Genomic DNA, 14,462 nt, shown 5'->3' with positions numbered 1-14,462 from the left:
TGAGCCTCAGCCAAAAAACCAGTAGCTGATCACAATGGCGGCAAGGATACCCGCCGCATCGGCCAACAGGGCACACGGCAGGGCGTGGCGTGTCTGGCGTACCCGCACCGCTCCAAAATACAAAGCCAGAACATAAAAGGTGGTCTCGGTACTCCCCTGCATCACCGAAGCCATGCGCCCGGCAAAGGAATCGGCACCGAAGGTCTGCATGGTCTCGATCATCATGCCGCGCGCTCCGCTGCCGCTCAATGGTTTCATGAACGCTGTCGGCAGGGCATCGACGAAGCGCGTGTCTCCACCCACGCCCAGCACCAGCCAGCGAATGCCGTCCAGCAACATCTCCAGTGCGCCACTGGCCCGGAAAACGGCGATCCCCACCAGCATGGCCACGAGATAAGGAACGATCTTGATCGCTACCTCAAAACCTTCCTTCGCGCCATCAATGAAAATATCGAACACGTTCTGTTTCTTCAACAGGGCCGAGACCATGAATGCCACGATCACCGTAAATAAAAGGAAATTGCTGAGACGGGCCGACTGTTCCTGCATGGCAACCTGGTCGAGTTGTGAAAAATACAGCACCAGTCCCCCCATCATTGCAACCAGTCCACCCAGACAGGCCAGCAGAACCGGATCTTTCAGGTTGATTTTTTGAACCGCCGCGACGGAAAGCAAGCCAACCAAAGTAGAACAGAATGTGGCCAGCAGAATGGGCAGAAACACGTCAGTGGGATCGGCTGCACCCTGTTGGGCCCGGTATACGAAAACAGTAACGGGAAACAGCGTGACCGACGAGGTGTTGAGAACGAGAAACAGAATCTGCGCGTTGGTGGCGGAATTCTTTTCCGGATTCAGTTCCTGCAATTCGTCCATCGCCTTGAGTCCGAGCGGCGTGGCGGCATTGTCCAGGCCCAGGATGTTGGCGGAAAAATTCATGACCATCGCGCCGAAGGCCGGGTGACGCTCGGGTACATCCGGAAACAATTTGTGGAGAACAGGATGGAGGATGCGGACGAACAGGTCGAGCACTCCGGCTCGCTCGCCGATGCGCATGACCCCCATCCAGAAACTCATGATGCCCACAAGGCCCAGCGCGATCTCGAATGCCACACGGGACATCTCGAAGGTCGCCCCCATGATGGAGACAAAGACGTCCCCCTGACCCCACACGATCCATTTCAAGAGGGCAACCAGGAAGGCGACCAGAAAGAATGAAACCCAGAGAATGTTCAGCAACAGGACGGCTCCGCTCGGGATTGGGGAGGGTGGCGCGACAAACCGGAATCATTGTACCATTCCCGGATTGGAAGCCCCACCGCCTCTGTTATAATTGCACGGACTGAGATTCATAGAGAAACAAAGGAACGCGCATGCAGTCACCCCGGCTCACACTGATCACTGGCAACGACCTGCGGCACGAATATTTTATACGCCGCATCAACGCCCGTCACCCCGTGCAATCTGTTTTTATCGAAAGTAAAAACTATCCCCCCCTTCCGTCCACCACCACCGAAGCCGAAAAAGCGTGGGACTGGTTTTTCCAGCGGCGAAAGGAATACGAAGAGCGCGAGTTTGCCCCCGCCCGCAATTGGCCCGGCGTCAATCGTCCCGTTTATGAACCTCTGCAACCAGACGGATTGAAAAGGGAGGGATTTTTAGAAAAATTGCAATGCATAGCCCCTGACCTGATTCTTCTATTCGACTGCGGGCTGGTCGGCGAACCAATCATAAACGCTTTTCCCGGCCGCATCCTCAACCTGCATGTCGGACTTACTGAGGAGTATCGTGGTTCATCCTGCAATTTCTGGCCCATTCACGATGAACGCCTGGACTGCCTGGGGGCGACCATATTGAAAATCGATCCCGGCATCGACACCGGCGCCATCCTCGCAAAGGACACGGTGAACATCGACCCCGGCGATGACGAACAGTCCCTGATCGGAAAAACCATCAAGCTGGGAGTGGAACTTATGGAAGGGGTATTGAAGCAGTGGCAGTCCGGCGATTGGCAGGCGCACACTCCGGAGTCACCCGGGGTGTTGTTTCAGCGCAAGGATCTCGGTCCGGAAGCCATGCTGACGGTGCGCCGACTGGTGGAAGGACCGCGCTGGCAACAATTGCTGGCGCAGCATGGCGGGTGACATTCCCGCAAGAAATGTTTATTTCAAATTCCGAACGAGCCGGACGCTCATTGTGGGCCCACCATAATTGAGAGCCTCAGTGCGGCCGTACCCCCCCACAAAAAAGAAATACTTGGCCGAGTCCTCGCCGACCCGTTCGCTCGTCCAGAATCCATATCCCCCGCCGCCTTCAAAGGGCTTCGGGTATCCAACGGGATACTCCTGGTTCCCGTCGAAGGCCAGTTTGGTCCGGTCCGGATCGAAAATGCTTTTATATTCCGCCACCGTTGGTACCCGCCAATCGGAATAACCCGCGTAGTTCCGGGCATTCATTTTTTGCGCCCAATCCATCGCTTCCTGCCAGGAAGTGGGGTACCGTTTTTCAATAATGCGGAAATCGCGCGTCATCCACATCAGGTTGTTAACCGTGTCCAGCGCCGTATGATTTTTATAGGCAATCCAATTGCCCATATTGTTGCTCGAGGCCTGAAGGTCCTGCTGGCGGAGGTATTCCTGGTAAAAATTGAAACCAAACCCAAGCCCGATAACGAGGAGGATACCTGCGAACCAGTAGAGGGTGGACCGCTTTAGCTTGTTGATTCGCGCCGTAAGACCGGCCGCCTCGCGGGCAACCTTGTCTTTCTCGGCTTCCATTTCGTGAAGAGCCAGATCCAGTTGCTCGTTTCTCACCGCCTGTTCATACAACGAAACCCCCTGCTTCGCCACCTTGAGGGCGACGTTGAAATCGACGGGCTTCCTTATGAATCGGTAAACTTCCGCTTTATTGATGATGTCTTCTACAACGTGATCTTCGACCTGTGCGGCGGTGAGCACCCTGACGGTGTTGGGAGAGACACGCTTCACAATTTCAAGAAGTTCCGTTCCACGCATTCCCCGCATGCGTTCATCCGTGAAAACGACCGCGATGGGACCATTGTTTGCCACCATATCCGCCGCTCGCATGGCGCCGTCGCACACTTCAATCTGGTATCCACTCTGGCTGAAAATTTTTTTCGCCGTCGCCAATACTTTCCTTTCCGTATCGACAAAGAGAATTTTGTATTTCTGATTTTGGGTCGTCCCCTGATTCATAATTTCTTGATTCGATCCGGTCTGTCGTTTTAGTATTTTTAGTGTAAGGGATGCTTCCCGAACAACAACTTTTTTTTTTTGATCGCATGGTGACACATCAAGCTGCAAAGAGAGAACGGACGATTCAAAATCTATTTTGCATGGCAAAATTTCTGACAGCAGGGATTCTTTTTACCTTATTCCCCACCTCCCTGTCTGCCCAGCCACCCGAATCTAAACCGGACCCATTCGTTTCCCAGGGCCTGGTTTCATACGACAGGGATTACAAGTTGGATGAGGCCCGGAATTTCATCCTCTTCAAAATCCGGAATGATGGGGAAAAAACCATCAGCCATCTCTTTGGCTGGGTGTACCGGTATAATGAAGGGCCTGAGGAGGCCACCGATTTCCAGCTTGTAAACAATCCCCATCAATCCGCCATCCTGGTTGAAGGCGGCCCCCACCAATCCGACAAGGTGGCCCAATGGCGTTTTTCGCTGAATGTCATCGTTCCGGCACAGACCGATGAGCGGTTCATTCTGAGGGTCAGCCCCAAAAGTGTTTTTTACGCACACCACGAACCGGTCCCCGCCCCCACAGAGTGAGGCTAAGTATAGAACTTTCAATAATTTCCCTCCCTCGCGGGCGGTTCATTATCCATTTCCCAAACGGACCGACACCCGAATCGCCCCTCCCCAATTCCATTAACTCCATATAATTAAAGGACTTATGTTTTAGCTAAGGGTGCCGCAAGGCCCTGTCTGGTAAAACTTCCTCCACCCCTTCCCAATTTTTTTCCGAACCCGGCTAATTTGTTGCTTTTCAAAGTGTTATTAGCTATACTCAGGGTACCCTAAAATAAAAAGTGATCTCACTTTTCATTTGGAGCGGCTCGCCACCGCCCCTGTGAAAAGAGTTCCTTTTCGGCATCTTTCTTGATCTTAAGAAGGAGGGGATGTGAAATGCCTTAAAGGGAACCTTGGACATTGGCCGGGAAAACGCTTCAACCCGTTAGCCCTGCGCACAATGGACAAAGTCCTATAATTTAAGGAAACCTCCATGTCGAAGAAGAATGAGCAAATTGGAGCGCAGGTCGGGGTCACCCTGATCGTTGCCCTTATCCTTTTGTTAGCTTGGGAGTATTTTCTCAAGCCACTCCTCTTTGGGGCTACCCTTTCCCAATCGGGGAATTATTCGGTCTTCCAGCGGTGGGAATTCATAACCGCGTGCCTGGTGATCGTCTGCCTTTCCCTGATCATTCCTTTTCGAAAAATTCGGCAACTCCATGAAGAAGTCAAGCTGGTAGAAGAATCTTTGGCAGGGGAAAAAACCCTCTCCCGCATATTCTTTAGTGTGGACAATTCCATCTTGATTGTCGTGGACACCGCAAACCAGATTATGCAGGTCAATAAAAAAGCTCTCAAGTTTCTTGGCTATAAAGAAGAGGATTTGCTTGGAAAAGACTGGATGGCATTTCTCATCCGCAACAAGGAGCGTGAGGTATTGCGGCGCGAATTCATTGCTTTTGTAAACGACCCGTCGAAACAATTTAAAATGTTCACCACCCCCGTGCATGATAAATCAAACAAGGAGCATAGGGTCGAATGGCAAGCCGCCATGCTGAAGGATGAGCGGGATCAGGTGTATGGAACCATCATTTCCGGGCAGGACGTAACGGCACAGACATCCCTGACAAAGGATTTGGAAACCATCAAATCCAAATATGATCCACAGATCAAGAAACTGACAAACGAGTTGAATGAAAACAAGCAGAAATACCACCAGGAAGCGATCAAAACCGCTCATGCAAAAGCTCGCTTCAAGTTCTGGTTTGACCTGGAAAAAAACCTGCTTTCGTTGAAACCAAGCGATTTATCCAATCAGGATTATTTCAACCAAAAAATGAATCAGGTCCTTGAAGATTACGGAACTCTATCCAATGTGGACCATGGTTTCATCAATTTGATTTCCGAAGACGGTCAAACAATGAACAACACGCACATCTGGGTTTCAGACGAACCTGACATGGAACCTGATTCGGATCCAATCAAATTGTCAACACTTCCCTGGTTGAACCAGAAACTAAACGACAGGGAAGCCCTGCATATACCAAACGTAGGGGAACTGCCCAAGGAAGCGGGCGCTGAAAAGAAATTTCTGAATAAACAGGGAGCGAAGTCCCTGCTCCTCGTCCCACTGGTTTCAGATGAAACCATTTTGGGATGCATTGGTTTCGAAACCATACATGAACAAAAATCTTGGGACTCGGATGAGGTCGAAATACTGAAAATCATCGCCCGGCAAATGTCCAATCTATTACACCCTCCCCAAGGGGCCTCCGGTGGTGCGCCCACTATCGATAATAGTTTCGGCGACCCGGATTTGGACTGGAATGAAGAAGAGCTGGGCCTTGGCTTTGACGAGCCTCTTAAGGATGATGACATTCTGGAACTACAGGGCCGAGTGGGTGAAGAGATCAAAGAACGCATTACCAGTCTTGAAACCGTAAAAACCGAACTTGAGAACAAGCTGAAACTCAGTAAAGCCAGCGAAGCCAAATTGAAATCAGCCCAAACCGAAATGGAAGAAAAGCTCCAGACTAAAACCCTGGAGCTGAAAAAGCTGAATAACCTTCTTGAACAGGAAAAGCTGACAAAGCAGAACCTTGAAGAGCAGATTAAAGCTTTACAGGAAAACGAAGACAATACCATTGGGAACGATGAGCAGCTTGAAGCCCTTCAGACAAAACTGGAGGAAACCAAAAAAGCGAAAGAAGACCTTGAGTCCAAAATATCAAACAAAGAAGAGTCCGCCCAAAAAGAACTCGTCTCCAAGACCCAGGAACTTCAAAAACTAAAACAGGCTCTGGAAGATGAAAAGAAACTTCGAGAGGCCTTGCAAAGTCAAAAACCCGGCGAAGCAAAATCCGCACTTGCCACAAACCTGGAAAAACAGCTTTCCAACAAATCCATCGAGCTGCAAAAGGTTCAGGCTCAACTTGAAAACGAGTTACGTACCAAAGAAAAACTGGAAGAAAAGGTAAAAATTGAGCACACGGTTTTGGAGAAGAAAATTGCAGACAGAGAAGCGGAAATTGCAGAATTAAAATCGCAATTGGAATCAACCCAACACTCCATGTCGGGAAAAAATTATAAAGCCTCAAAGACACGCACCCAGGAAAACCCTGAAGAAGAGTATAAGAACGAAGTTCAAAACTTTAAGAAAGAAATCGAAAATTTGAAGGCCCTTTTGGAAGAAAAAACCGTCCAATTGCAGAGCCTTCAAAAAGATTACGAGGAATTCAGGGAAAATGCCCCATCCGAGGAAGAACTGGAAAACCTCCAGTCTCTGGTGGATTCCAAAGATCTGGAAATACAGCAGATTCAAGAGTCTCTGGACGAGGCCCATGTTGCTAAAAACTGGGTGGAAACCGAATATACCCAGCTTAAAAAGGACTTGGAAAAATACAAGGAAAACCTGGAAGTACTGGAAGCTTCCCGGACCCTGTTGGAATCGGATCTGGAAGAACTCCGAGGAATCCAGGACAAACTGGATTTGCAAACAGGTGAACTCAAGGAACTGAAGCATGACATGGGCAATTTGGAAATAGCAAACCAGCAAATGCTGAGAGACCTGGAAGAGAAGAATTACCTGATAGAAGATCTCCAATACCAGAACCAGCGACTGGACAAAGTGGATCTGCCACTTTTCACCATGAACACACAGGGCACCATCATGTCGTGGAACCAGGGGGCCCAGGAATTGACTGGTTACCTGGAAGAGGCCGCACAAGGGCAATCCTTGAGCTTCCTGTTCCCCCCGGGTGAGGAAATTGAATTGAAGAGAGATGTGCTTGATCCCCTCCAGGAGAAGGGTTCGGCGACTTTGATTCTTCCCCTGACGTTTGGTAATGGTTTGCAGGAAAACTGCAAGAAAGGGTTGATCAGCCTGGCTCTCTTTAAAAACGGCGATGAAGCCAAGGAAGCGTTTGGAGTTCTAGTTGACATTTCTCATGATCCAAAAGCCGATGAAGAAATCAAGCAATTGCGCACAAAACTGGAAGGGGAATTGCAAAGCCTGAAGGAAATTGCGGAAACGGAAAAACAGGAAGTCAAAAATTATTATGACTCCATCCTGAAAAAGTCCGGCCTGGTTCCCATCATCCTTTCTGCAGACTTCAACATTCTCCAAGTCGGCCCGGATGCGGAATCCAATCTGGGTTGGAACAGGCAGGAGGTTGAAAACCGTAATTTCTTTGAGCACATCATGCCAGGTAAAGATTGGAAAGCAATGGAGAGTACCGCGCAGGAAACGCTAAAAAACAAGGGGGTTTATCAGTTTGAAAATCTTACCCCGGCACAGGATTCTGAAAAACGAACCCTCTTTTGGAACCTGATATATGAGAAGAAGGGAGGACAGGAGAGCGCCCCCATCATCGCCATCGCGCAGGACATCCACGAAATGCGCGAACGCGAAAACAATATCAAACAAAGAGAAGCTCTCCTTTCATCCATTATCGACCAGGCGGTGGATGGCTTTGTCACCATTGACGAGAGCGGAATAATCCAGTCAATCAACAGCACGGCAGAAACGATGTTCGGTTACAGAAGCGCGGAAGTTATCGGCCACAATGTCAGTATCCTGATGCCGGAACCTTACCGAAGCGAACATGGAAATTATCTTTCCCGCTTTTTGCAAACGGGCAAAAGCAATTTGGTCGGAAAAGAGCCCAGGGAATTTCCGGGCCAACACAAGGATGGCTCGACTTTCCCTGTGGAGATTGCAGTACGCGAAATCTATCAGGGTTACCGCCGCATGTTCGTAGGGATCATTCATGACGTCCGCAAACGAAAGGAATTTGAAATCGCTTCCATGGAAAACGAGGAAAAGTTCCGCAAGCTGATGGAGGCAGAGACCGACGCTATTCTGCTTGTCAACCTTTCAGACAACCAGTTGCTGGACGGCAATGAAGCCGCAACCAAGCTTTTCGGATACGGCCGGGGTGAGCTGGGTAAACTGAAATACACCGACCTCGTGGTCAACGGGTCCAGTTCAGAATTTTCCGGGGGAACCCAGGGAAGCGCATTGGGGCTGCATCCGCGGAAAAAAAGCAATCTCGCCCACTTTACAAAGAGAGACGGTACCGTTTTTTCTGCACAGGTGGTCATAAGTTCCTTCCTTGTTCAAAACGAAAAGCTGAGCTTGAATATCATAAGAGACGTCACACCGCAGATTCGTGCAGAGGAAACCATTCAGGAAAGTGAGCGCCACTTGAACGATATTCTGAACCAGGCTTCCCTGCCCATTTACATCAAGGATATGAACGGGCGTTACCTGCTTGCCAATACGGCGTTTCAGAAACTTTTCCATGTCCGGCGCGACCAGTTAATAGGGAAATCCGACCATGAAATTTTCCCTGCAGATATTGCCGATATACTCTCCGAATCCGATCGGCAAGCACTGGACAAAGGACAGAATGTCGAATCACAGGACTCCATTCTGCACGATGATGGAATCCACAATTACACAATGATCAAGCATCCCATGCGAAATTCGTCCGGCATCCTGTACGGGGTTTGCGGTATTTTGAACGACAACACCAATCGGAATCGACTGGAGTCAGAACTGGCACGCATGAAAACCGAGTTTCAGGAAAGAATGGATTACTACCTCCAGTCCATGAACCAGCACCACGAAAAGCAAATTGCTTCAGAACGCTCTGTGGCCGCCACCCAGGTTCTTCTTGGACTTGCAAACCAGATCACCAACCCAATCCAGGGAATTCAGAATATTCTGGAACAGCTCAGTGACCGGGCCGCAATGGAGGAAATACATAAAGGGCTCATGATGGTTGCTCTCAACGAATGCCGCCGCATTGCGGATCTCAGCGAACGGTTACAGCGATGCGAAATCCCTCCGCTTGGGGAGCCGGAGGCAATTGACCTTCATGAATTGTTGAGAGAGATTTTGAAGGAACCCAACATCGTTCCTCAGGACGGCTCCATCCGTCTTGAAGAGCAATCCTTTTCAAATTTGAGAACGGTCCAGGGTAATGCGGCGCAATTGAAGCTTGCATTCGAACACCTGTTCCGCAACGCCGTGGAGGCGACTTCTGGCGAAAACGGGAAAATTGTCCTTGCCACCGAACAGCTGGAAGACAAGGTCAAAGTCCATATCCAGGATACGGGTTGCGGTATTCCGGAAGAGATCCGTGATCGTATTTTTGACCCCTTTTTCACCACCAAGAAAGCCGGCAAGCGGGCCGGCCTGGGCTTAATGATGGTACTTGGTGTGGTCAAAAATCACGGAGGGGATATCGACATTCGCAGTGAAACTGGAAAGGGAACCACAGTCACCCTGACCCTTCCCATGAAACCAAAATAGGCCCGAAAACAAAAACTCCCTGCCAGGTTCAACCGGCAGGGGGTTTTTTATTGTCTGGAAGACAACTATTCCTTTTGGCGACCGTCCCCCTTCCCCATTCCAACCCGGATTTCACGAGGAAAAAACCCGGTCAATTCAGGCAAATACCACGAATTCGGTTTCGGTTCATTCGGGACTGGATGGCCTGCAAAACAGGGGACGGCACCTGCTGCGGTGGTGGAGAAGAAAGACCGTCCCGGATTTTCAGGGATTCCGCAAGGCTAAGCGGTTTGGCCCAAAAAGCTTTATCCCAAAGGGGTTTTGGAGATTTCGAGGTCATAAATTTTTAAAGTTTCCGGTTGAGATTCCGCCTGGATTCATAGATTTAGATTCAAAAAATAACCGTTTGTTTCGGCCAAATCAAGCATTTCGGCAAATTTTTTAGTCCCCCTCCCCCGCTTCCCCGCTTCCCCGCAAAGCGGATGGCTGATTTAAAATTAAAATTTTTTAATATTCCTTTAACCCTCATTTAATTCTCAATTCTTATTATGACAATAGATAAAGGGGGGACTTCATATTCTGTCCCGCGCAATCATTTAAAACATAAAGTACCCGGCCCCGACTGCCGGTAACAAATAAATCAGGCTCCGCCCACCTAAGCTGAAGGAGGTAATCATGCTATATCCGGTTAAAGTCTTCGGTCGCAACGGTAAATTAAAAAAAGAAGTATCCACGCAGGCCCTCAGCAAAAAATACTGGGAAAGTTTTTTCGATCCGGAAAAGAAAAACCTCCAGATCAAGCCGAAAGACGTAAATCGCAAACTGCTGAACGAAATGTACGGTGGACTGGAATACGAAGACCACTTTTACAGCGAAGATTGATTTTCTCCAGAGTCCAATCCTGCCAAGGACAGGGCTCACTCCTCCCCAGAGGTCAGGCCCCTCTCTTCCACAGGAAGAGGGGGGTTTCTCTTTTCAGGCACCTTCCCCTGCACCGTCTCCATTATCTTTTTTTCATTTAAGCCGAATCCTTGTACGAGGGCGTGCATCTTAAGCGCAACCCGGATAGTCCGGTAAAGGTTATTCTCATGACGACAAAAAGCCCCATTCGAAACCAGAAGTTTCTATGGACCGCACTGTTCACCCTGTGCTTTGCGTCCATGGTGGGCTTTTCTCCCTACCTGCACAGCCATGAATTTGACCTGAAAGACCTGCATCAGGATTGCTCTCCCTGCCACTTTTCACATTCCAATGCGGGGCTGATCCCCACCCTCGCACCGTTGAATGTGGATTTTGGTACCGTTTCCCAGACCATTTTTTACCAGGAAACGCATTCCAAGCTAATCTCCACCCGCCACTCCGGAAGAAGCCCTCCCCTTCACTCCTGAACATTCAAGGTTTTTGATCCACGATCATTCACCGCAACGCCCGTGCTGCGACCGGCATTTCCGGACGCGTGGCATTCCCTGCGTGTTGCAAACAAATTCAGGAGTTTTGCATGAATCCGCTCAAGCTCTCCGTTATGGTGTGGAGTGCCTGCCTGCTGGCGAGTTCCGCCTGGGCCCAGGAAGCAACCACCGATACGGAAACGTACAAACTCGAACAACAGATCAAACGACTGGAACGGCGCATCAAAAAGCTGGAGACTCAGCCATCCGGGCCCACCGCGCCGCAACAGGCCCCCGGCACCCAGCCATCCGGCACCACCACGCCGGATATTTACAAGAATCTGCCAAAAGGAACCGGCAGTTCCGCCGACTCCTCATTCTCCACCGCCACAGGGTTGTCGAGGTTTTTCAACCCGGCCATATCCGTCAACGGCCTGTTTCTCGGACAGTACAGGTCCATTGGAAACGCCGATCCCAACAACGAAAACTCGACCGGCTTCAAAATCCAGGAGATGGAACTTCAATTCACCGCCAACGTAGACACCTATCTCCGCGCCAATTTCCGTGCCACTTTCGAAGGCGACGAAGTGGGAATCGAGGAATCCTTCATTGATGCGTTGCTGATGGACAGGCTGGCTCTTCGCGCCGGAAAATTTTATACCAGCTTTGGCAAGCACAACCTGCTTCACACCCATCAGTTTCCATTCATTGACCAGCCCCTGGTCAATGAAACCCTGTTTGGGGACGAAGGCCTGCTTGAGGTCGGCGTGGGAACCAGTTATCTTGTACCGGTGCCCTGGTACTCGGAAGCCATATTTCAAGTGGTCCAGGGAGACAATGAACTTCAATTCAATGGCCCATTGAATAACGATTTTCTCTATCTGGCGCACCTGAAAAACCTTTGGGACCTGGACGAGGAAACCACGCTGGAATTGGGAGGCTCCTTCGCCACCGGACGCAACCAGGCGGGAGCCCAGGCCGGTTCCGGGCGCGGCCGCACCAACCTGGTGGGAGGCAACATGACGGTCAAATGGAATCCCGCCAAGCGGTCGCGTTACAAAACACTCATCTGGCAGACGGAGTACATCGGCTCCTTTCAGCAGACCGGCACCAATCCCGCCACCAACGTCGCCAACCCGGACCTCAACCGGGGCGGCATGTACAGCATGGTGCAGTACCAGTTTCTGGAACGCTGGTGGGTGCAGGGCCGTTACGACTACGTCGGTTTCCATCAGCCGCAACACTTTGACGACTCGTACCGCTGGTCCGGTCTCATCGGTTACGTGCCGAGCGAGTTCTCCGCCATCCGCCTGCAGTACAATTATCTCGACCAGGGATTCTCGGAGGAACAACAGGTACTGTTGCAGTTGAACTTCTCGATGGGTTCCCATCCCGCACACACGTATTGAGGAAGAATACGATGAGAGGAGACGGCAACTCACAATCGTACAAATATCGGCTTCCAGTGGCGGTTTTCGGGATCGCGCTCCTGCTTTTGCTGAGCGCGGTCCCGGCCCACGCCGCGATGAAGGTCGTCACCACCACCGAGGACATTGCATCGCTTGTCCGCGAGGTGGGTGGAAACCGTGTGGAAGTCGCCAGTCTCACACGCGGCTATCAGGACGCGCACTTCGTGCAGGCCAAACCGAGCCTCATGGTCACCCTGCACGATGCGGATCTCCTGATTTACCAGGGGCTCGATCTGGAGGTGGGCTGGTTGCCCCTGTTGATCCAGGGAGCGCGCAATTCAAAAATCCGGTTCGGCGAACCGGGCCTGCTCGACATGTCGCTGGCTGTCGATCCCATCCAGATACCCACAGGTCCGGTGGACAGGTCGATGGGCGATGTCCATCCCTTCGGCAACCCACACTACACGCTGGATCCGGAAAACATAAAACCCATGGTGTTCCTGCTGGCAGATCACCTTGCCAAACTCGACCCGGAACACGAAAGCGAATTCGAATCCAACCGCGACCGGTTTGTGAAACGCTTCAAGGAAAAACTCAACCAATGGAAGCGAATCATGGACCCGGTAAAAGGGGCACGGCTCGTCACCTACCACCGTACATGGGATTACTTTCTTCAACGGTTCGGTATCGAATCGATCGGTACCGTCGAGGTGAAACCCGGGGTCCAGCCCACTCCCGCTCACCTCGCCCAACTGGCGGAGAAAATGAAATCGCAAAAAGTGACGATCATTTTACAGGCCAGTTATTACCGTCTACGTTTTTCAGAGCTGCTTGCAGGAAAAACCGGAGCGCGTATCCTCAGTCTGCCTCCGGGGGTTGGGGGCGTGCCTGAAGCCCGGACCACAATCGATTTTTTCGACTTTCTGGTTCGCCAGATAAACGGAGCCCTTCAACCATGACCGGATTCTTCACTTTCATGGCCGCACCTGCCGCCGGATGCATCATTCTCGCCCTTGTCTTCACTTACTTCGGTTTGCATGTGCTGAAACGCGAGGTGATCTTTGTCGATTTGTCTCTCGCACAACTTGCGGCGCTGGGTGCGACACTGGGTTTTGCACTGGAATGGGATGCCCACTCATGGGGGGCGCAAGGACTCTCCCTGCTGTTCATTCTCTTGGGGGCCTTGTTTTTCGCACTGGTCGAGTACCGCTTTCCCGAAGTGTCCCAGGAAGCGGTGATCGGTATTGTGTATGTTGTCGGCGCGTCGCTCGCCATCATCATTGCCGACCGTGCGCCGCATGCCGCGGAACACATCCAGTACATGCTGAACGGCTCCATTCTATGGATCACCTGGACAGGAGTCGTTTCCCTGACAGCAACCGCCGGCATCGTCGGCCTGCTCGCCTGGAAATGGAGGAAGTCGATTGAAACCTGGTTCGACCGAAAAACCGCCGACGCCGGGTCCTACCGCCGTGCCTTGTGGGACTTCGTGTTTTACGCCCTGCTCGGTTTGGTGATTGCCGTGTCGATCAAAACCGCAGGCATCTTCCTGGTGTTCACCCTGCTCATCATACCGGCGGTTTGTGCCACGTTGTTTGCCAATACCCTGTATCGTCAATTCGTTTTGGGATCGGTGATTGGTGTGGTGGGAAGCCTGGCCGGACTGGCGTTGTCTTTTTCACTGGATGTGCCGACCGGTGCGATGATTGTTGCCACCTTCGGGGTGTTGTTTGTTGCCGCCTTGGGAGTGCGATGCTTTCAAAACAACCGGGCATAAAAAAAGGCGGGGCCAAAGCCCCGCCTGCAGATTTGCTGTGGCCGGTGGACTAGATTTCCTTCTTCAACACATTCGAAGCCTGTGGGCCTTTGGGACCGTCGCTGATTTCAAACTGCACATCCTGCCCCTGAGTGAGTGACCGATAACCTTCCTCTTGAATCGCTGAGTAGTGAACAAAAATGTCTTTTCCTTCTTCTGACTGGATGAAGCCATAACCTTTTTTGTTGCTGAACCACTTAACTTTTCCGATCGGCATAACAACCCCCCCTGAAAATCTTTAAATCCAATTCCCTTATATCAGGTATTCAAAGGCTGTCAAGACTTATCCGTTATC

At 51.0% G+C, this 14,462-nt stretch carries 11 protein-coding genes; 8 read left to right on the top strand and 3 right to left on the bottom strand.

Annotation, left to right across the window (positions count from 1 at the left end):
* Positions 1-6 precede the first annotated feature (6 nt).
* Complete coding sequence (locus tag ACTRXA_RS00495) at positions 7-1,236, bottom strand: nucleoside recognition domain-containing protein (RefSeq protein ID WP_442425247.1); 1,230 nt, start codon at positions 1,234-1,236, stop codon at positions 7-9.
* 134 nt (positions 1,237-1,370) lie between these two features.
* Here ACTRXA_RS00495 and ACTRXA_RS00490 point away from each other — a divergent pair, with 134 nt between their 5' ends.
* Entirely contained in the window at positions 1,371-2,141 is a 771-nt protein-coding gene (locus tag ACTRXA_RS00490) for a formyltransferase family protein (RefSeq protein WP_442425246.1), read from the top strand.
* 18 nt (positions 2,142-2,159) lie between these two features.
* Here ACTRXA_RS00490 and ACTRXA_RS00485 read toward each other — a convergent pair whose 3' ends face one another.
* Positions 2,160-3,212: an Lcl domain-containing protein gene (locus ACTRXA_RS00485; protein WP_442425245.1), complete on the bottom strand. Its 1,053-nt coding sequence runs from the start codon at positions 3,210-3,212 to the stop codon at positions 2,160-2,162.
* Positions 3,213-3,262: 50 nt separating this feature from the next.
* On the opposite strand from ACTRXA_RS00485, the gene ACTRXA_RS00480 reads away from it, so the two are divergent.
* The 7 genes from ACTRXA_RS00480 to ACTRXA_RS00450 all read left to right on the top strand — a co-directional run bounded on the left by ACTRXA_RS00480 (position 3,263) and on the right by ACTRXA_RS00450 (position 14,128).
* Positions 3,263-3,796: a hypothetical protein gene (locus ACTRXA_RS00480; RefSeq protein ID WP_442425244.1), complete on the top strand. Its 534-nt coding sequence runs from the start codon at positions 3,263-3,265 to the stop codon at positions 3,794-3,796.
* Positions 3,797-4,250: 454 nt separating this feature from the next.
* Positions 4,251-9,575, top strand: coding sequence for a PAS domain S-box protein (locus tag ACTRXA_RS00475; RefSeq protein WP_442425243.1), 5,325 nt, complete (start codon positions 4,251-4,253; stop codon positions 9,573-9,575).
* A gap of 654 nt (positions 9,576-10,229) precedes the next feature.
* Positions 10,230-10,436: a hypothetical protein gene (locus tag ACTRXA_RS00470; protein WP_442425242.1), complete on the top strand. Its 207-nt coding sequence runs from the start codon at positions 10,230-10,232 to the stop codon at positions 10,434-10,436.
* A 206-nt stretch (positions 10,437-10,642) separates the two neighbouring features.
* Positions 10,643-10,942, top strand: a complete 300-nt coding sequence (locus ACTRXA_RS00465) for a hypothetical protein (RefSeq protein ID WP_442425241.1) — start codon at positions 10,643-10,645, stop codon at positions 10,940-10,942.
* 110 nt (positions 10,943-11,052) lie between these two features.
* The gene (locus tag ACTRXA_RS00460) at positions 11,053-12,351 is read left to right on the top strand and encodes a porin (RefSeq protein WP_442425240.1); all 1,299 of its coding nucleotides are present in this window, start codon (positions 11,053-11,055) and stop codon (positions 12,349-12,351) included.
* A gap of 11 nt (positions 12,352-12,362) precedes the next feature.
* Complete coding sequence (locus ACTRXA_RS00455; RefSeq protein WP_442425239.1) at positions 12,363-13,310, top strand: metal ABC transporter substrate-binding protein; 948 nt, start codon at positions 12,363-12,365, stop codon at positions 13,308-13,310.
* A complete protein-coding gene (locus tag ACTRXA_RS00450; protein WP_442425238.1) occupies positions 13,307-14,128 on the top strand; it encodes a metal ABC transporter permease in 822 nt (273 codons plus the stop codon). Before ACTRXA_RS00455 ends, ACTRXA_RS00450 begins: the two co-directional genes overlap by 4 nt.
* 49 nt (positions 14,129-14,177) lie before the next feature.
* Here the strand turns inward: ACTRXA_RS00450 and ACTRXA_RS00445 are convergent, their stop codons facing one another.
* Positions 14,178-14,384 carry a cold-shock protein gene (locus ACTRXA_RS00445; protein ID WP_442425237.1) on the bottom strand — a complete coding sequence of 69 codons (207 nt, stop codon included), beginning with the start codon at positions 14,382-14,384 and terminating at the stop codon, positions 14,178-14,180.
* Positions 14,385-14,462: the final 78 nt, after the last annotated feature.

Origin of the sequence: Nitrospina sp. P1_D6 (assembly GCF_052156615.1) — a bacterium.
Lineage (GTDB): Bacteria > Nitrospinota > Nitrospinia > Nitrospinales > Nitrospinaceae > Nitrospina.
Note: the sequence above shows the minus strand (reverse complement) of the source record. Positions and strands in the feature narration are given on the sequence as shown.